The 17,714-nt window shown below is 70.3% G+C and carries 15 protein-coding genes; 3 read left to right on the forward strand and 12 right to left on the reverse strand.

What is annotated here, in order from left to right:
- Positions 1-7: 7 nt before the first annotated feature.
- The 7 genes from B2W79_RS06915 to B2W79_RS06945 form a co-directional block, all read right to left on the reverse strand.
- Positions 8-1,111, reverse strand: a complete 1,104-nt coding sequence (locus B2W79_RS06915) for a DUF917 domain-containing protein (protein ID WP_071327614.1) — start codon at positions 1,109-1,111, stop codon at positions 8-10.
- Positions 1,108-2,208 carry a DUF917 domain-containing protein gene (locus B2W79_RS06920; RefSeq protein WP_071327615.1) on the reverse strand — a complete coding sequence of 367 codons (1,101 nt, stop codon included), beginning with the start codon at positions 2,206-2,208 and terminating at the stop codon, positions 1,108-1,110. Before B2W79_RS06920 ends, B2W79_RS06915 begins: the two co-directional genes overlap by 4 nt.
- Before the next feature lies 1 nt (position 2,209).
- Positions 2,210-3,757: a hydantoinase/oxoprolinase family protein gene (locus tag B2W79_RS06925; RefSeq protein ID WP_292788133.1), complete on the reverse strand. Its 1,548-nt coding sequence runs from the start codon at positions 3,755-3,757 to the stop codon at positions 2,210-2,212.
- 43 nt (positions 3,758-3,800) lie between these two features.
- Positions 3,801-5,141, reverse strand: a complete 1,341-nt coding sequence (locus B2W79_RS06930) for a purine-cytosine permease family protein (RefSeq protein WP_071327617.1) — start codon at positions 5,139-5,141, stop codon at positions 3,801-3,803.
- Between the two features lie 230 nt (positions 5,142-5,371).
- Entirely contained in the window at positions 5,372-6,775 is a 1,404-nt protein-coding gene (gene thrC / locus B2W79_RS06935; protein WP_292788135.1) for a threonine synthase, read from the reverse strand.
- Between the two features lie 75 nt (positions 6,776-6,850).
- Entirely contained in the window at positions 6,851-7,453 is a 603-nt protein-coding gene (locus tag B2W79_RS06940; RefSeq protein WP_025104505.1) for a response regulator transcription factor, read from the reverse strand.
- On the reverse strand, positions 7,450-8,547 hold the full coding sequence (locus B2W79_RS06945) for a sensor histidine kinase (RefSeq protein WP_292788138.1): 1,098 nt from the start codon (positions 8,545-8,547) through the stop codon (positions 7,450-7,452). The genes B2W79_RS06940 and B2W79_RS06945 overlap by 4 nt, the downstream gene beginning before the upstream one ends.
- Before the next feature lie 254 nt (positions 8,548-8,801).
- On the opposite strand from B2W79_RS06945, the gene B2W79_RS06950 reads away from it, so the two are divergent.
- Together B2W79_RS06950 and B2W79_RS06955 are read left to right on the forward strand one after the other, a co-directional pair.
- The gene (locus tag B2W79_RS06950; RefSeq protein ID WP_071327620.1) at positions 8,802-9,344 is read left to right on the forward strand and encodes a small multidrug efflux protein; all 543 of its coding nucleotides are present in this window, start codon (positions 8,802-8,804) and stop codon (positions 9,342-9,344) included.
- 37 nt (positions 9,345-9,381) lie between these two features.
- Positions 9,382-10,284, forward strand: a complete 903-nt coding sequence (locus B2W79_RS06955; RefSeq protein WP_292788140.1) for an arginase family protein — start codon at positions 9,382-9,384, stop codon at positions 10,282-10,284.
- Between the two features lie 24 nt (positions 10,285-10,308).
- Here B2W79_RS06955 and B2W79_RS06960 read toward each other — a convergent pair whose 3' ends face one another.
- Positions 10,309-11,601, reverse strand: a complete 1,293-nt coding sequence (locus B2W79_RS06960) for a hemolysin family protein (protein ID WP_292788142.1) — start codon at positions 11,599-11,601, stop codon at positions 10,309-10,311.
- Between the two features lie 94 nt (positions 11,602-11,695).
- Entirely contained in the window at positions 11,696-12,715 is a 1,020-nt protein-coding gene (locus tag B2W79_RS06965) for a TerC family protein (protein WP_071327622.1), read from the reverse strand.
- A gap of 354 nt (positions 12,716-13,069) precedes the next feature.
- Here B2W79_RS06965 and aspS point away from each other — a divergent pair, with 354 nt between their 5' ends.
- The gene (aspS, locus tag B2W79_RS06970; RefSeq protein ID WP_292788144.1) at positions 13,070-14,371 is read left to right on the forward strand and encodes an aspartate--tRNA(Asn) ligase; all 1,302 of its coding nucleotides are present in this window, start codon (positions 13,070-13,072) and stop codon (positions 14,369-14,371) included.
- Between the two features lie 57 nt (positions 14,372-14,428).
- On the opposite strand, the gene B2W79_RS06975 is transcribed toward aspS, so the two are convergent.
- The 3 genes from B2W79_RS06975 to B2W79_RS06985 all read right to left on the reverse strand — a co-directional run bounded on the left by B2W79_RS06975 (position 14,429) and on the right by B2W79_RS06985 (position 17,532).
- Positions 14,429-15,076: a GntR family transcriptional regulator gene (locus tag B2W79_RS06975; protein ID WP_071327624.1), complete on the reverse strand. Its 648-nt coding sequence runs from the start codon at positions 15,074-15,076 to the stop codon at positions 14,429-14,431.
- A gap of 120 nt (positions 15,077-15,196) precedes the next feature.
- The gene (locus B2W79_RS06980) at positions 15,197-16,219 is read right to left on the reverse strand and encodes an NADP-dependent oxidoreductase (protein ID WP_292788146.1); all 1,023 of its coding nucleotides are present in this window, start codon (positions 16,217-16,219) and stop codon (positions 15,197-15,199) included.
- 44 nt (positions 16,220-16,263) lie between these two features.
- On the reverse strand, positions 16,264-17,532 hold the full coding sequence (locus tag B2W79_RS06985) for an IS110 family transposase (RefSeq protein WP_374754502.1): 1,269 nt from the start codon (positions 17,530-17,532) through the stop codon (positions 16,264-16,266).
- Between the last annotated feature and the right edge of the window lie 182 nt (positions 17,533-17,714).

Consider the following 17,714-nt stretch of genomic DNA (forward strand, 5'->3'; position numbering starts at 1 on the left):
ATCCAGCCTAGGACGCGACCATCCCCTCGACGGGAGCGAACTCCTCGGTCAGGCCGAAGGCGGAGGGGCCGAAGGCCGCCAGAGCCTCGGGAGTGCGCATCATCGCCGGCGTCGAGATGCCGAGCACCCGGACGCGCTGACCGTAGCGGAGGCCCTCCGTGGTGATGGGCTCGGCCGTCTCGTGGTCGACGACGCAGATGAGATCGGGAACGATCGCGACGAGCCGCCCACCCCGCCGCGCGGTGAGGTTCTCGTTCTGGAAGGCGATCTCGAACGTGTCGTCCTCCGCGGCGCCGAGCGGAGCGATGACCGCCCGCCCCTTCGCGAAGCCCTCGGTGGTCCGTCGTTCGACGTCCACCACCTTCCCGACGCAGAGTTCGCGCACATGCGGGTAGAGCGTGGTCGCGAGCGTCGCGGCGATCGCCTCGAACGGCGAGCGGTGCTCCTCCCGGGCGAGCCGGATCGCCCGCCCCAGGGCGAGGGCCATCGAGATGGTGCGCGGCACCGCCGTGCGTCGCACGTCGGCCCCGCTCATCGCGTACTCGGCGATGTGACCGACGCCACCCAGCCGGATCGTGATGCCGCGGGCGAGCCACTCCATCTGACGATCGTCGTCCCCGGTGTCGATGACGACGCGCTCTCCGCGCTCTCCGGCGAGGGCGAGCGGCGAGCCGTGCACGCCGTAGACCGCGAAGGTCTCCATCGACAGCTCGGGGAACGCCCGGCCCATGCCGTCCGCGTCCACGACCGGAAGACCGGTCTCCGCGGCGACGATGAGCGGGATCATCGAGTTGATCCCGCCGCACTCGATCGGCATGGTGGCATCGGCCCGGCGTCCCAGGTGATCCTCCAGGGTGCGCAGGGCGAGCGTGGGCTCGGTGCCGGCGGGGATCTTCTCGACCATCACGGTCGGTGCCCCCATCTGCGCGGTCGGGATGACGAAGAGGTCGTCGGCGAGGTCGTCCGGGTCGAGGATCGTGATCGCCCCGTCGCCGAGCACCCGCTCCACCAGCATCTTGCCGATGTAGGGGTCGCCCCCGCCGCCGGTGCCGAGCAGCGTCGCGCCGCGGGCGAGGTCGGGCAGATCCGCCGCCGTCAGCTCCCAGCTCATGCGGCGGCCCCCGCCGCGGCGTCTCCGGCGGAGACTGTGCCGTCGAACCGGTGCGCCGGGATGTCGTAGCCGAAGTACCCCGGGCCGACCATCGCGAGAGCCGCGTCCGAGTGCCAGCGCTCGTCAGCGGGAGCGGCGATCACGCGGACGCGCTGACCGTAGCGCAGCCCTTCGGTCGTGACGGGCTCCCCCGACTCGCCGTCGAGCACCATGATGAGGTCGGGGGTGGTCGCCAGCACCCTCCCGTCCGCTTCCGCGACGAGGTGCTCGTTCTGGAACTGCAACGTGAGCGAGGTGCCTCCGTCTCCGTCGATCCGTGCCCGACCACGGGCGAAGCCGGTCGTCGTGGCCCGGTTCACGTCGGCGACCTTGCCGCCGAACAGCTCGCGGCCGCCGAGGAGCTCCACGACAGCGGCGACCGGGTCGGTCTTCGCCTCGCGGGCCTCCGCGATCCGCTGGCCGATGTCGATGCACCGGGACAGCGATCCCGCCACCAGCGACTGGCGTGCGGCGGCACCCGACATCGAGAAGCCGGAGATCATGACGGAGCAGCCCATCTCGACGCAGGCGACGCGGGCGATGCGCTCGGTCCAGGAGTTGTCGGCGGTCTGCAGCACGCCCGTGTTCCCCTTCTCGTCGCTGAAGGCGAGCGGCGAGGCCGTCACGCCGTACAGCGTCGGGAGCACCATCTGCAGTTCGGGGAACGCGCGTCCCATGCCGTCCGCGTCGACGAGGGGCAGCCCGAGCGCTGCGGCGGCGGCGATCGGGATCGTCGAGTTCACCCCGCCCACCTCTGCACAGGCGATGTGGGTGACCGGGCGGCCGAGATGGATGCCGAGCGCCTTGACCGGCTCGATGACCTCCGCGAGGCTCGGCAGCTTCTCCACCATGACGGTGGGCGCGCCCATCATCGCGACGAACAGCACGAGGGCATCGTCCGGCACCTCGTCGAGCGCCACGACCGTGACGTCTCCCGCGGCGAGGGCCTGGCGGGCGAGGAGGGCGCCGATGTACGGGTCGCCGCCCCCGCCGGTGCCGAGCACGGCCGCGCCGCGGGCGAGACCGTCGATGTCGGCGGCGGTGATCGTCGTGCTCATGTCAGGCCCCCATGTCGAGGTCGCCGACGGCCTTCACGCGGATGCGCGTGGCGTTGCCGGGAAGATACGGGATGGGGACCTCGTCGAAGTCGATGATCGACACGGTCGCGGGCTTGGCGCCGGCCGCGATGGCCTTGTCGACGGCCTCTGCGCGCACCTCGGCGATCGTCTCGTCGCGGCGGCCCGGCTCGATCGCGTAGACCTTGTCGATCTCGCCGCCGACCTGCGCGATCGAGGCGCCGATGGCGTTGGCGACCGCGTAGTTCTCCGGACGATGCACGGTGCCGAACAGGGGCAGCTCGTCGGGCAGCAGGATGGACCCGCCGCCGACGGCCACGACCGCGATGGGCTCGGGCGACGTGCGCATGCGGTCCACCGCCTCCGCCACCCGCTCCGCGATCCGGGCGAGCACGCGCTCCACGAAGGCGGGATCGAGGTGCGCGACCTTGGCGGGGTCCCCCACCTGCGCACGACCGGCGGCGACCGCGATGTCGGTGGCCGTGAGGGTCGAGCCGCCGAAGACCAGAGCCTCCGTCGTCAGCCGGTATCCGACCGAGGCCGGGCCCACCTCGGCCGTCTCCTCGTCGACGATGCTGCCGCCGCCGATGCCGAGGGAGAGCACGTCCGGCATGCGGAAGTTCGTGCGGATGCCGGCGACCTTCACCTCGTTCGCCGTCTCCCGGGGGAAGCCGTTGATGAGCAGGCCGATGTCGGCGGTGGTGCCGCCCACGTCGATGACGGCGCAGTCGACGAGGCCGCTGGTGGCCGCCGCCCCGCGCATCGAGTTGGTGGGGCCGGAGGCGAAGGTCGCGACCGGGTACCGGCGCACGTAGTCCTCGTCCATGAGCGTGCCGTCGTTCTGGCTGAGGAAGATCGGCGCTTCGATGCCCTGCGCACGGACCGCCGAGGTGAGCCCGTCGACGATCTCCGACGCGAGCTCGCGGAGGGCGGCGTTGATGATCGTCGCGTTCTCGCGCTCCAGCAGTCCGATGCGGCCGATCTCATGCGACAGCGAGATGGCGGCGTCCTCTCCGAGCACCGAGGCGACGATCTCGGCCGCCTGCACTTCGAGGTCGTGGTTGACCGGGCTGAACACCGACGAGATGGCCACCGAGCGGATGCCGTTCGCCTTCATGTCCTCGGCGTGCGCGCGGATCTCGTCGGGGTCGAGCGGCGAGATCGGGCGGCCGTCGAACTCGTAGCCGCCGTGCGCCAGGTAGCTGCGTGCCTGGGTGGCCGCGACGAGAACCTCCGGCCAGTCGATCAGCGGCGGCAGCGCGCGCGTCGCGGGCAGGCCGAGTCGAAGGGCCGCCACCGGAGCGAGCCGGCTCGCCTGCACCAGCGCGTTGATGAAGTGCGTCGTGCCGATCATCACCGCGTCGATGTCGGCACCCTCGAAGGAATGCCCCGCACGGAGGTCTTCGATGGCCTGGACGATCCCGCTCGTCACGTCCGGGGTCGTGGAGTGCTTGACCCCGGCCAGGGTGCGGGTGCCGTCCATGAGGACGGCGTCGGTGTTGGTGCCGCCGACGTCGATGCCGATGTGCATGATGCTCGCTTTCGTGGAGGTGGTTCGTATCCGGCGGGTCTGCTCAGACCGCGGCGGGGGCGCTGTCGACGGGGCTCGCCTGCCGGGTGGTCGCGACGCCGACGCCGCGCACCCAGCCGAGCTTGCCGGCGACGATGTAGAGCACCATCGACAGGAAGAGGCTGAGCAGGGAGGGGATGCCCCAGGTCACGAAGTAGCCGACCAGCGAGGAGACCAGCCAGACGACGATCGTGGCGGGGACGATCCGCGGCGCGGTGGCAGGCAGGGTTCCGGCCTCGCGCGTCGCGTCCAGCTCGGGGCGCCAGCGGCGCACCACGTAGTACTCGGCGACCATGATCCCGGCGATCGGCGGGAACGCGACGCTGAGCACGATCAGGAACTCGGTGAACTGTCCGAGGATGCCGACGGCCGCCAGCACCGATCCGACGACGCCGAGGACGATCGTGGTGGTGACGCGGTGCAGGTTCTTGCCGAAGGCCGTCGAGATGAAGTTCACCAGGCCGAGGGTGGAGGAGTACAGGTTCCAGTCGTTGATCTTCAGCGTGCCGGTGAGCACGATGAACAGGCCGACGAACCCGACGGACGAGGTGACGATCGCGACGATGTCGCCGGTCGCCGCCGCGTGGGCGAGGAGGACACCGGCGAGACCGATCACGAACTCGCCGAGGGAGACGCCCAGCACCGTCTGCTTGACGACGTCGGCGCGGGAGCGGTTGAAGCGGGTCATGTCACCCGTGATGATCGCGCCGACGATGAGACCGCCGGCCACGATGCCGGTGCCGGCCCAGACGCTCATGGTCGGTCCGGGCGCGGGGCCGGTGAGCAGCTCGCCGATGTCGTGGCGGGTGAGCTCGGAGATGACGGACCAGCCCACGAGGATCAGGAACAGCGGCACGGTGATGTTCGCGAGCCACTGCATCCCGACGAACCCGAAGGCCACGATCGCGGTGACGGCGAGGCCGAAGATGAGGCTCCACGCCCAGACCGGCAGGGCTCCGGGCATCAGGGCGTCGAGGGACTGCGCAGAGATCGCGGACTGGATGCCGAACCAGCCGATGAGGCTGATGCCGATGGCGAGGCCGACGAGCGAGGCGCCGATCTCGCCGAAGCCCGTCCAGCGGGCGAGCAGCGCGGTGTTCAGGCCTTCGCGCTGGCCGATGAAGCCGACCACGCACATGATCACTTCAAGGATGAGCGAGCCGAACAGGAAGGCGAGGACGGCCTCGCCGAAGGTCATGCTGTAACCGAGGGTCGCGCCGAGGAGGAACTGCGAGAGGGCCGAGACCTGTCCGAATCGCTGAACGGCGATTCCGAACCAGGGCTTGCGGGCCTCGGGAGTCACTCGGGAGAGCGCGAAGTCGTCTGCGTGCGCCGTGCGTGCCATGGGAAGTCCTTCGGGAGGAGGATACGGGTTGCCCGCCACGGTACTCATCCCCCGCCTTCCCCGACATGTGCACTCCGCCTCAATCCCCCCTCCCCCTGTGCACCCTGCCCACCCTTCCCGTCCCCCTCCCGTCCCTCTCTCTTGTCGCCGAGACCCCGGGTTCACGTCGAAACCCCCTGTCTCCGGCGTCCGGGACAGGGGGTTTCGGCGCGAAAGCGGGGTTTCGCGGATCAGTGGAGGGCGTTCTCCTCGATGAAGGCGCGGAGAGCGTGCTCGTCGTCGGGCATCTCGGTCACGTGCTGGGGGGCGTCGAGCATGGCGCGGAGCTCGGGGGCGTACGCCAGCTCCACCCCGATGGCCTCGTGGATCGTCTCGGCGAACTTCTCCGGCTTGGCCGTCTCCAGCACCAGCATCGGCACTCCGGGCTCGACATACTCCCGCGCGACCTTCACGCCATCGGCGGTGTGCGGGTCGATCACCTCGCCGGAGGCCTCGTACACGTCGCGGATGGTCGCGAGCCGGTCCTCGTGCGTCGAGGTGCCGCTCACGATGCCGAACTCCTCGGTGAAGCGCGACTGCTCGGCCGAGAAGTCGAAGAAGCCCTGCGCCTCCAGATCGTCCCAGGCTCCGACGACGCGCGCCGGGTCGCGGTCGACGAGCTCGAAGATGAAGCGCTCGAGGTTCGAGGCCTTCGAGATGTCCATCGAGGGGCTCGAGGTCGCGAGCGTCTGGGCGGCGCTGCGGGGGCGGTACACCCCCGTGCGGAAGAACTCGTCGAGCACGTTGTTCTCGTTCGCGGCTAGGACGAGGCGCCGGATCGGGAGTCCCATCTGCTTCGCGAAGAATCCGGAGAGAATGTTGCCGAAGTTCCCGGACGGGACGGTGAACGACACCTCGGTCCACCCGCCGGCATCGGTCGCCCGCAGCCACGCCCAGAAGTAGTAGACCGTCTGCGCGGTGATGCGAGCGAGGTTGATCGAGTTCACGGCGCCCAGGTGCTGAGCGCGCTTGAAGTCGAGGTCGCCGGCGAGCTTCTTCACGAGGTTCTGGCAGTCGTCGAAGACGCCCTCCACCGCGATGTTGTGCACGTTCGCGTCGTCGAGCGAGAACATCTGCGCCCGCTGGAACGCGCTCATCCGGCCCTGCGGCGACAGCATGAACACCGCGACGCGCTCCTTGCCTCGCAGGGCGTGCTCCGCGGCCGAGCCGGTGTCACCAGACGTGGCACCGAGGATGTTGAGGACCGAGCCCTGGCGCTCGAGCGTGTACTCCAGCACCTGCCCGAGGAACTGCATGGCCATGTCCTTGAACGCCAGCGTCGGGCCCTCGGAGAGGCCGACCAGCGCGAGGTCGTCGTCCACGCGACGCAGCGGGACGACGCCGTCCGGGAAGTCCGCGTACGCCGCCGCCGTCATCCGGGCGAGATCCTCCCGCGGGATGTCGGTCGCGAAGAGGCCGAGCACCTCGGTCGCCAGCTGCGGATAGGTCAGGGCACGCCAGCGCTCGAGCGTCTCGCCGTCGACCTCGGGCATGACGTCGGGGACGGCCAGGCCGCCGTCGGGCGCCAGGCCCTCCAGCAGCGTCTCGCTGAACGACTGCGGCTGCATGCCGCCGCGGGTGGAGATGAACGGCACGTGTGCTCCTCGGCTCGGGACTCGGCGCCTCCATTCTCGCAGGCCGCGACCCTCGGAACGGACGCGTGACGATGCTCAGATCCAGCCGCGCTCCTCGGCGACGAGCACGGCCTGCTGACGGGTGCTCACCGAGAGCTTCCCGAGGATCACGGAGATGTGGTTGCGCACCGTCCCCGGCGCCAACGCGAGCGCCCGCGCGATCTGTCCCGTGGTCTCCCCTCGACGCCCGGCGCGGAGCACATCCAGTTCCCGATCGGTGAGCGGCGACCGCTCGTCGCTCAGCGCATCCGCGGCGATCTCCGGATCGACGTACCGGGCGCCGGCCGCGACGCGGCGGATGATCGCGGCGAGCTCGTCCGCACCTCGCGACTTGGGCACGAACCCGGAGACGCCGGAGGCGAGCGCCCGCCGGAGCACCCCGGGACGGGCGTGCCGGGTGACGACGATGCAGCGGGTCGCGATCGTGCGGTTGAGCCTCTCGGCGACCTGCACACCGTCGAGTCCCGGCATCTCCAGGTCGAGCAGACACACGTCGGGTTCGAGCCGGACGGCGGCGGCGACGGCCTCCTCGCCGTCCGCGCACTCCGCGACCACGTCGATATCGGCCTCGAGACGCAGCAGGGCGGCGAGCGCGGAGCGGATCATGCCCTCGTCGTCGGCGAGCAGCACCCGGATCATCGGACGATCTCCGCGCGCGCGGGCACGGTGACCGTCACGACGAACTCGTCGGCGTCCCGCCGCTGCTCGTACGTGCCGCCCGCCTCGCCGATGCGCCGGCGGACGCCGTCGAGCCCGGAGCCGCCCGCCCCGTCCTCGGACGCGGGGTCGGTGTCGTTGGCGACCTCGTACCGCCAGGCGTCCGCCGTCCGGTCGAGGATCAGGCGCGCGTGACCACCGCGTCCGTGCCGCAGGACGTTCGTGGTCGTCTCCCGGATCACCGGGCCGAGGTCGGCCACGGGTGCCGCGTCCGCATCCGGGTGGATCCGGGCCTCCACCGTCAGCCCTGCGGCCACGAGCAGGTCTCGGGCGTTCGCCAGCTCGTCGCCGAGGGGCACGGAGCGGAACGGCGTGGCGAGGTCCCTGGTGCCCTGCCGCGCGTCGTCCACACTCGCCCGGGCGGCGCGGAGCTGCTCCATCCCCGCCTGCGGATCCGTGGGCAGCAGGCGCTCCGCCAGTTCGAGCTGCAGCGCGATCACCTGGAGATGATGCCCCTGGAGGTCGTGCACGTCGGTCGCCACCCGCAGGCGCTCCTGCGTCGCCGCCAGGCGCGCCTCCGAGGCGCGTGCCCGGTCGAGGGCCACGAGCACGTCCCACCACCACAGCGAGCTCACGGTCATCCCGGGGAGCATGATTCCGTAGAGCACCGGCACCCACGCCGGGATCCCGGAACCGAGGGTCGTGGTCGAGTCGAGCAGCGCGAGCGCGACGAGCACGACCGTCGCCGCCACGGCCACGCGCACCCGGATCCCGCGGGGCCAGCTCACCAGCACGAGGACCTGCACCACGGGCATCGCGGCGAGCTGCCAACTACCGACCAGAGCCCCCGCCGCGCCGCCGTAGATCAGGGCGACGACGGTCGGCACGGCCAGCCGCACCCAGCCCACCCCGGGGCCGGCGTCGACGCGATGACGGTAGTCGACCAGCAGCAGGACGGTCGACGCCGCCCAGAGCACCCCACCGACCCCCACGACGAGCAGAGCGACGCCCGAGCGATCCAGTGCCACGGCGATGCCCAGCCAGGCGGCCACCAGCATGAGCTCGATGAAGATCACCCCGCCGACCGTGTACCACCAGGTGGCGGTGATGCCCCGCGCGAGCTGGCGGGCACCGGGACCGGGATCGGAGAGGGCCGGGGGAAGGACTGCTCACGCTCCCCACGATAGAGGCGTGACACATGTCACGGGATCCGGGTGCGAACCGCACGGAGAGCGGTGACGCGGCGGCACTGCCGCCCCGGGGCGGCATCGACTGGACTGGGGTCATCGCGACGGAGAGACCGTCTGCACCGACACCCGGAGCTTCCCCCATGAACCTCATCGAGACCTTCCAGAACCTCGTCGCCCAGGTCCCCGACCTGGTCCAGCCCCTCATCGTCGCCCTCGCCGGGGCAGTGCCGTTCGTCGAAGGCGAGGGTGCCGCGAGCATCGGCATCCTCGGCGGAATCCCGCCCGTGGTCGCGGCCATCGCCGCGATGGTCGGCAACTTCCTCTGCGTCGCGATCCTGGTGCTCGCCAGCGCGGGCGCCCGCCGGGCCATCGTGGACCGCTCGCGGGCGAAGCAGCCGGTGACGGTGGGCGGCGGGACGAGCCTGGAGGCCGACGGCGTCCCGGCGGAGACCGGACGCGGGTCCGCCCGCCGCGAGAAGTTCCAGCGCGCGTTCGAGCGCTACGGCGTCCCCGGGGTGAGCCTGCTGGGACCGCTGCTGCTGCCCACGCACTTCACCGCCACCATGCTCGCCGCGTCCGGCATCGGCAAGGGGCGCATCCTCGTGTGGCAGGCCGTCGCGATCGTCGCCTGGACGACCGTCATCGCGGTGATCGTCGGCAGCGCCGTCTACGCCATCCGCTGAGCGTCGCGATGTCGGACGCCCGATGCAGGATGAGCGCATGATCACACTGCTGTCGGCCGCCAGCAATCTCGGCCTGCGCCCTCCGGAGCCCGGCAGCGTGCCCGGCTCCGCGAAGGCACCGGAGGCGTTTCGCGAAGCGGGGCTGTTCCGGCGCTTCACCGACCGGGGAGTGAGCGACGGCGGCATCGTCCTCGCCGGGCGCTACGTGGACGACGACGCCACGCGGCCCGCTGGCCGAGTACGCAACGAGGCCGCATTCGTCGACCACTCCCTCCGTCTGGCTTCGCGTATCGGCGAGATCCTCGACGAGGGCCGCGCCCCGCTCGTGATCGGCGGCGACTGCGGCATCCTCGTCGGCGCCGGGATCGCCGTGAAGCGCCGTGGAGGCGCGGGCCTCGTGCACATCGACGGACACACCGACTTCCGCCACCCGGGCAACAGCGACGAGTGCGCGAGCGTGGCCGGCGAAGCGCTGGCGGCCGCGGTCGGCAAGCATTGGCCGGCGATCGCCGACATCGACGGACTCGCCCCGTACTTCCCCGCCACCCGCACGGCCCACATCGGGCACCGCGACGACGACGAGGAGCAGGCGGAGGCCCGCGGCCTCCTCGCGCGCGTCACGCCGGCGGCCGACGTCCTGGCACGAGGGGCCGGCGCGGTCGCGGCTGAGACCGCCGCGTCCGCGGGTGGGCGCTACTGGTTGCAGCTCGACGTCGACGTGCTCGATCCGTCGGTGATGCCCACCGTCGACAGCCCGGACCCGGGCGGACTCGGGGCGGCAGACCTCACCGCCCTCCTGCGCGCCCTCGCCCCGCAGGCGATCGGGGCGAGCATCACCGTGTTCGATCCGGACCTCGACCCGGACGGTCGCTACGCCCGGCTCCTGACCGAGGTCCTCGGCGAGGGCCTGCGCGAGCTGGGCAGCGGAGCAGGCGACTGACGCGCCCCGCCGCCCGGCCGGCCGTCAGTCCACGACGCCCCGCTCGGCACCCGGATCGGTGTGCATCGAGACGCGCACGCGGGCGATGCGGCGGCGATCGATCTCGACCACCTGGATCGTCGCGCCCGGCACCTCGACGGTGTCGCCGACCACGGCGAGCCGTCCGAGCTGCTCCGTGACGAATCCGGCGATCGTGTCCGAGGAACCGCGCGGCATCGCGAGCCCCGTCGCCTCCTCGAAGTCCTGCAGGTTGAGGCGCCCGTCCAGTCCGTCGTCGGCGGAGAGGAAGACCTCGGCGTCGTACTCGTCGAAGATCTCGCCGACGACCTCCTCCACGAGGTCCTCCAGGGTCACGAGACCGTCGGTGCCGCCGTACTCGTCCACGACGACGGCGATGTGGTGTCCCTCGGCCCGCATCCGGGTGAGGGTGGGCAGCACCCCCGCCGTGGACGGGATGTAAGGGATGTCGCGGACGAGCCCCTGCAGCGGACGCTCCGGGTCGTCCGCGGCAGCCTCGAAGAGGTCGCGCACATGCACGAAGCCGGTGATGTCGTCGATCGACGTCTGCGACACCGGGTACCGGGAGTAGGGCAGCTCGCGCACCTGCTCCACCGCCGCCCCGACCGTGCCAGCCTCGTCGAGCGCCACGACCTCCGGTCGCGGGCGCATGACCTCGCTCACCTGGCGCCCACGCAGCGAGAGCACGTCGTCGAGGATGCGGCGCTCGTCGTCGGGGAGGCCCTGGTGGGTCGCCACGATGTCGCGCACCTCCTCATCGGTGAGCTCGTCGCTCGTCTTGTGCGGGTCGCCGCCGAGCACGCGGACGAGGGCGTTCGTCGAGACCGACAGCAGCCAGATCACCGGGCGCATGACGGTCGCGAAGCCGTTCAGGGCCGGTGCCACCGCGTACGCGAACTGCGCGTTGCGCTGGATCGCGAGCCGCTTCGGCACGAGCTCGCCGAGCACGAGCGACAGGTACGCGATGATGAGCGTCAGCACGATCGTGGCGAGGGTCATCGCGAGCGGAGGCGCGACACCCCAGCCCTCCAGCAGCGGCGCGACGGACGGCGCGATCGAGGTCGCCCCGTAGGCGGCGGACGCGAAGCCCGCCACGGTCACGCCGATCTGCACCGCAGAGAGGAAGGTGTTGGGGTTACGGGCGAGGGCGGCGACCTTCGCTCCGCGACGGCCGCGGACGGCGATCGCGTTGAGCTGGCTCTCGCGCAGCGTGACCAGCGCCATCTCCGTCGCAGCGAAGACACCGCCGATCAGCACGAAGAGCAGGACGAGGGCGATGTTCCAGAGCAGATCGCCCATCAGCGGGCGACCTCCTCGGTGGCGGGGTGAGCACCCGGGATGAACCGGGTGCTCGTACTGTCAGAGTCCGAAGAGTCAGAACAGCGCTGCGCGCTCAAGAGTGCTCCTTGTCGATGGTGGGGGTGGAATCGGTCGGGGAAGAGACGGAGTTGCGGTGCCGGCGCGTCTTCATCAAGCTCGCGACGGTGGCGACCGCGATGGTCGCGGCGATGAAGAGCAGCGAGAACCAGATCGGGATCTCGGGCGCCCACAGCATCGGCTCGCCGCCGTTGATGAACGGCACCTCGTTGACGTGCAGGGCGTGCAGGACGAGCTTCACACCGATGAACGCGAGGATGACGGCGAGGCCCTGAGCCAGGTAGACCAGGCGCTCGAGCAGTCCGCCGATGAGGAAGTACAGCTGACGCAGCCCCATCAGGGCAAACGCGTTCGCGGTGAACACGATGTACGCCTGGTCGGTGAGGCCGTAGATGGCGGGGATCGAGTCGACCGCGAAGACGAGGTCGATGAAGCCGATCGCGATGATCGTCAGCAGCATCGGCGTGACGTAGCGCTTGCCCTTCTGGACGACCGTGAGCTTGTCGCCGTTGTACTCCTCGCTGACGGGGAGGTGCCGACGGACGAAGGTCATGAAGCGGCCGTTCGCGGGGTTGCTCTCATGATTGCTGAAGGCCTGCCGGTACGCGAGGAAGAGCAGCAACGCGCCGAAGACGTAGAAGATCCAGGAGAAGTTCTCGATGAGGGTCGCACCGACGGCGATGAAGATGCCGCGGAGGATCAGCGCGATCACGATGCCGATCATCAGCACCTTCTGCTGATAGATCTTCGGCACCGCGAAGCCCGTCATCACGATGAGGAACACGAAGAGGTTGTCGATCGACAGCGCCTTCTCGGTGAGGTAGCCGGCGAAGTACTCGCCGCCGTAGGTCCAGCCGGACACCATGCCGATGCCCACGCCGAAGAGCAGCGCGAGGCTGATGTAGAAGATCGACCAGCGCGCGGACTCGCCGATGCTCGGCTCGTGCGGCTTGCGGACGTGCGCGAAGAACTCGTACACGAAGAACGCGATGGTGACCGCGATCGTGATGACCCAGATCAAGGGGGTGATTTCCAACGGGTACTCCAGACTCGGGCGTGACGGAACAGCGCCAAAGTCTTCCCCATCCCGAGCGGGACCGGTAGGCCGGGATGCAGACGCATCCGTAATGACGACCCGACCGTGTCGGAGTACTCCCCTTGGATAATCCAGGGTACGAGACGGCACCCAAGCGATTCTGTGGATCTGCCGAGAACGCCCCTAGACTGGACGCGGCGACCGCCGGGGCGTGACGACCCCCGGCCTCCGGGCAGGCGGTCCCCGCGCGTCCGGCGTACCGACGAGAGGCCGGCTTCTCACCGGCGAAGGTGTGGTGGCACCGCGATCTGGCCCCCGCCCACACCTCCAGGGCTCCCACAACCTGGAGGAGAAATGAGATCACCCGACCCCGCCCGCACTCTCGCCGCGGAGCTCGTGCACATCGTCTCCGGCCGCCGCGTCACGCTGCTCGGCCACGTCCATCGGCGGAGGGAGCTCGCCACCGTCGCGTTCCTGATCGTCCGCGACCGCTCCGGACTCGCGCAGGTCGTGGTCCGCCCCGCCGAGCATCCAGCGGACGGCCTCCCTCCGGAGGAGACCGTGGTCCGCGTGACGGGGACCATCGCCGCGAACCCGCAGGCCCCCGGCGGCGTCGAGATCGTCGACCCGCAGATCGAGAGCCTGTCGGAGCCGGCCGCACCGCCGGTCGTGGAGCTGTGGCGCCCGACGCTCGAGACGAGCCTGCCGACTCTGCTCGACCACGCGGCGGTGACCTGGCGTCATCCCGCACGCCGCGCGACCTGGCAGATCGCCGCGGCGAGCGTGCGCGCGTTCCGCCGGGTGCTCGACGCCGCGGACTTCACCGAGGTGCAGACCCCGAAGATCGTCGACACCGTGACCGAGTCAGGGGCGAACGTGTTCCCCGTCGACTACTTCGGCAGGACCGGGTACCTCGCGCAGAGCCCGCAGTTCTACAAGCAGCAGCTCGTCGGCGTGTTCGAACGCGTCTACGAGGTGGGGCCGGTCTTCCGAGCCGAGCCCCACGACACCGTGCGGCATCTGTCCGAGTACGTGTCGCTGGACGTCGAGCTCGGGTTCATCCGCGACCACCGCGACGTCCTGAGCCTTCTCGGCGACGTGCTGCGCGGCATGCTCGGCGGCATACGCACCGACGCGGCGGACGAGCTCGCACTGCTCGACGTAACGCTCCCCGACATCCCCGAGGACATCCCCGTCGTGCACTTCCGCGACGCGCTGCGCCGGGTCGGTGCTCCGGCCGACGAGCCGGACCTCTCCCCGGCGCACGAGCGCGCGCTCGGGGCGTGGGCGAAGGAGGAGTTCGGCAGCGACGTGCTGGCCGTCGAGGGCTACCCGCTGCGCAAACGCCCGTTCTACACGCATCCGCAGCCCGACGACGCGGAGGGGAGCAACAGCTTCGACCTCCTGTTCCGCGGTCTGGAGCTCGTGACCGGCGGACAGCGGCTGCATCGGCACAGCGAGGTCGTCGCCGCGATCGAGGCGCGAGGAGAATCGCCCTCGGCGTACGCGGGCTACCTGGAGGCGTTCGCGCACGGGATGCCTCCGCACGGCGGCTTCGCCATCGGACTGGAGCGCTGGGTGGGCCGCCTGGTCGAGGCGGCCAATGTCCGCGAGGTGACGCTGTTCCCCCGCGACGTCCATCGCCTCACGCCGTAGCCCGGACGCGACGAGGGCGACCGCGGTGTGCGGTCGCCCTCGTTCGTCAGCCGTCGATCACTCCGAGATCTCGGCCAGTCCCGACTGCTCGGCCCGATCGATGATCGCCGGGAGCGTCTCATCGAAGAAGCTCACCAGCACGGCACGGGTCTTGACCGCGTCGCGCTCCGACGTCGCCTCGCGGATCGCACCGACGAACTCCTCGACGGCGGACCAGTCCACGGCGTCCTTCGCGTGCTGGGTGAACCGACGGATCTGCGGGCCGAGACGCTCGATGGAGTTGGCGCGCGTGGCGTTGCCCTCGATCCGGGCGAAACCCGTCGCCGCACTGCGGAGCGCCGCGCCGAACGCGATGATGTCCCGCGCCTGCACCGACGCCGCCATGTCGTCGGCCAGCTCGACGAGGTAGGCCACATCGTCGTCCTGGATCACCGGCATGACGTGACGGACCGAGCCGATCCAGATGTCGCCGAACAGGTCGACGGCGTTGCGCACCCGCTCCAGATCGATCGGAGCCACGCGGGTGTAGCGATTGCGCTGCATCTCGACGAGGCCGTTGTCGGCCAGGCGGTCGAGGGCATGACGGATCGGCGTCTTCGAGGTGCCGAGGCGTTCGGCGAGCTCGTAGTCGCGCAGGCGCTCGCCGGGCTGGAGTTCGCCGCTGATGATCGCATCCTGCAGGCGCACGAAAGCCTCGTCGCTCATCGACCGGCGTTCGAGGGGGCCGCCAGAGAGTGTCACACTGCCTCCAGTGGGGGTCATGGAGAGTGAAGTTCTACGTCTCAAGCAATATATCCCAAAAGCGCTGGCGGCCCGCTCCGGACGTCAGGCGGAGGGCGTGACGCGCACGAGCATCTTCCCCGTGTTGGCTCCGCGCATCATGTCGAGGAACGCGTCGACCGTGTTCTCGATACCGTCGACGATGGTCTCGTCGTAGGCGATCCGCCCTTCCGCGAACCAGCGGGTCATCTTCTCGCTGAACTCCGGCGACAGGTGCAGGTACGAGGCCAGCGTGAAGCCCTGGAGCCGGAGCCCGCGCGTGATGATGTTCGCCATGTTGTCGGGCCCGGGCACGCGCTCGGTGGTGTTGTAGCTCGTGATGGCGCCGCACAGCGCGATCCGGCCACCGTCGTTCATCACGTCGAGCGCGGCTTCGAGGTGGTCGCCGCCGACGTTGTCGAAGAACACGTCCACGCCCTCGGGCGCGAGGGCGGCGAGCTGCTCGCGCACCGGGCCGTCCTTGTAGTTGAACGCCGCGTCGTAGCCGTACTTCTCGGTCAGCAGGGCGACCTTCTCAGGCGAGCCCGCCGAGCCGATGACGCGGCCCGCGCCGAGGAGCTTGGCGATCTGACCGACAGCCGTGCCGACGGCACCGGCGGCGCCGGAGACGAACACGGAGTCGCCCGGGGCGAGTCCGGCGATCGCGGTGAGACCGACGTAGGCGGTGAGGCCGGTCATGCCGAGGATGTGCAGGCGCAGCGACAGCGGCATACCCGGCACCTCCGGCACGGCCCGGAAGGTCGACGCGTCCGCCTGCACGACATCGCTCCAGCCGTGCTGGTGCAGCACGACGGTGCCGACGGGGAGGTCGTCCGCCGCAGAAGCGACGACCCGGCCGATGGCGCCACCCGCGATGACCTCGTCGAGGGCGTAGGGGGCGACGTAGCTGCGGACGTCGTTCATCCGCCCGCGCATGTAGGGGTCGACGGAGACGAACTCGTTCGCCACGCGCACCTCCCCCGGCGCCGGATCGCTCAACTCGACCTCGACGGTGCGGAAGTCGTCGTGGGTCGGCCACCCCTCGGGGCGGCGGGCGAGCTGGATCTGGGTGCTGATGGCGCGGGACATTTCTCTCCTTCGTGAGGATCTGGGGGGTGCCCCTATGTCCTCTGTCAAGCGGCGAGGGCGGGTTCGGCTGGTCGCGGTTGGTAGAGGGTGCCGTCGCGGAGCATGGCGTAGAGGACGTCGGAGCGGCGTCGAGCTAGGGCGATGAGGGCCTGGTTGTGGCGTTTGCCTTGGGCGATCTTGCGGTCGTAGTAGGCGCGTGATTCGGGGTCTCGGAGTGCGGCGAACGCGGAGAGGAACATGGTCCGTTTCAGGATCTTGTTCCCGCGCCGGGAGGGATGCTCGCCGCGGATCGAGGTGCCGGATCGTCGGGTCACGGGTGCGAGGCCGGCGTAGGCGGCGAGGTGCCCGGCAGTGGCGAAGGTCTTGGTGGTGACTTCGGTGAGGAGCCGGGCTGCGGTCCTGACGCCGACTCCGGGCATGCTCGTCAGGACCGGTTGAAGAGGGTGAGCGTCGACGATCTTCTCGACCTCGATGGCGATCTCGTCACGCTGCCGTCGCAACGCCTGGAGCTGCTCTGCGAGCCTGGGGAGCACCAGCGCGGCGGCGTCGGTGCCGGTCACCACGACGGTCTGCTCGCCGAGCGCGGTCATGATCTCTGCCGCCCAGACACGACCTTTGCGGGGCGCGTTCTTCAGCAGCCGGTTCCCTAGCCGCTTCTCACCCGCAGTCTTCATCGCCGCCGGCGACGGGTAGCGCTGCAGCAGGTCCAGGATCGCGGGGTGATCCAGCCGCGGCCCGAGCACGCGTTCCAGCGCCGGGTGGATTTGGGTGAGCAGACCCCTGATCCGGTTGGAGACCTGGACGATCTGACCGGCGAGGTCGTCGTCGAACCCGCAGAGCATGCTCAGCTCCGCGACCTTCTCGTCGGCGACCTGGATCGACCGGAGCGTGTGCGGCATGGTGCGGGCCGTTTCGGCGATGATCGCCGCGTCTCTCGCGTCGGTCTTCGCCTCACCGGGATGCAGATCCGCGATGCGCCGCATCGCCAACCCCGGCAGGTAACCAACGAGAGCACCTGCGGCTTGCGCGACCGCGACCGGGAGTGCACCGATCGTCGCGGGTTGATCTACGACCAGCAGCACCACGCCATGCGAGGCGAGCTGGTCGATCACCGCCCGCAATTGGCGCTCGTCGTTCGGGAGTGCTCGGTCGAATAGTCGCTTGGCTTCCCGGTCGAGCGCGACCGCGTGATGCTCGCCCTTGCCGACGTCGAGCCCAACGAACACGTCGACCTCGTCGTATCTGTCGATGCTGGTGACCACTTCGTCCTCCGCTTCACTCGTGACGGCGTCCGCGGCGGCGCGTCTCGGCATCCACGTTACGAACGGCCTCGAGCATGCTCGGGTCCAGCCCCTATCAGCGATCACACACCGCCAACCAGGCCCGGTGACAACACCCCCCGGATCATCGAGGACAGGGGGCAGCAATCATGCCGGGCCCGGCAGGCCGCCACCGCCCAGCATGGCCGCCGAGCGGGTCACGAAGAAAGTAACGG

The organism is Microbacterium sp. UBA7513, from assembly GCF_002478345.1.
In the GTDB taxonomy this organism is placed as follows: domain Bacteria; phylum Actinomycetota; class Actinomycetes; order Actinomycetales; family Microbacteriaceae; genus Microbacterium.

Excerpts from the sequence above, each read along its gene's own strand:
- B2W79_RS06915 (WP_071327614.1), bottom strand. The coding sequence starts at position 1,111 with ATGAGCTGGGAGCTGACGGCGGCGGATCTGCCCGACCTCGCCCGCGGC.
- B2W79_RS06920 (WP_071327615.1), bottom strand. The coding sequence starts at position 2,208 with ATGAGCACGACGATCACCGCCGCCGACATCGACGGTCTCGCCCGCGGC.
- B2W79_RS06925 (WP_292788133.1), bottom strand. The coding sequence starts at position 3,757 with ATGCACATCGGCATCGACGTCGGCGGCACCAACACCGACGCCGTCCTC.
- B2W79_RS06930 (WP_071327617.1), bottom strand. The coding sequence starts at position 5,141 with ATGGCACGCACGGCGCACGCAGACGACTTCGCGCTCTCCCGAGTGACT.
- B2W79_RS06940 (WP_025104505.1), bottom strand. The coding sequence starts at position 7,453 with ATGATCCGGGTGCTGCTCGCCGACGACGAGGGCATGATCCGCTCCGCG.
- B2W79_RS06950 (WP_071327620.1), top strand. The coding sequence starts at position 8,802 with ATGAACCTCATCGAGACCTTCCAGAACCTCGTCGCCCAGGTCCCCGAC.
- B2W79_RS06955 (WP_292788140.1), top strand. The coding sequence starts at position 9,382 with ATGATCACACTGCTGTCGGCCGCCAGCAATCTCGGCCTGCGCCCTCCG.
- B2W79_RS06960 (WP_292788142.1), bottom strand. The coding sequence starts at position 11,601 with ATGGGCGATCTGCTCTGGAACATCGCCCTCGTCCTGCTCTTCGTGCTG.
- aspS (WP_292788144.1), top strand. The coding sequence starts at position 13,070 with ATGAGATCACCCGACCCCGCCCGCACTCTCGCCGCGGAGCTCGTGCAC.
- B2W79_RS06975 (WP_071327624.1), bottom strand. The coding sequence starts at position 15,076 with ATGAGCGACGAGGCTTTCGTGCGCCTGCAGGATGCGATCATCAGCGGC.
- B2W79_RS06980 (WP_292788146.1), bottom strand. The coding sequence starts at position 16,219 with ATGTCCCGCGCCATCAGCACCCAGATCCAGCTCGCCCGCCGCCCCGAG.
- B2W79_RS06985 (WP_374754502.1), bottom strand. The coding sequence starts at position 17,532 with ATGCCGAGACGCGCCGCCGCGGACGCCGTCACGAGTGAAGCGGAGGAC.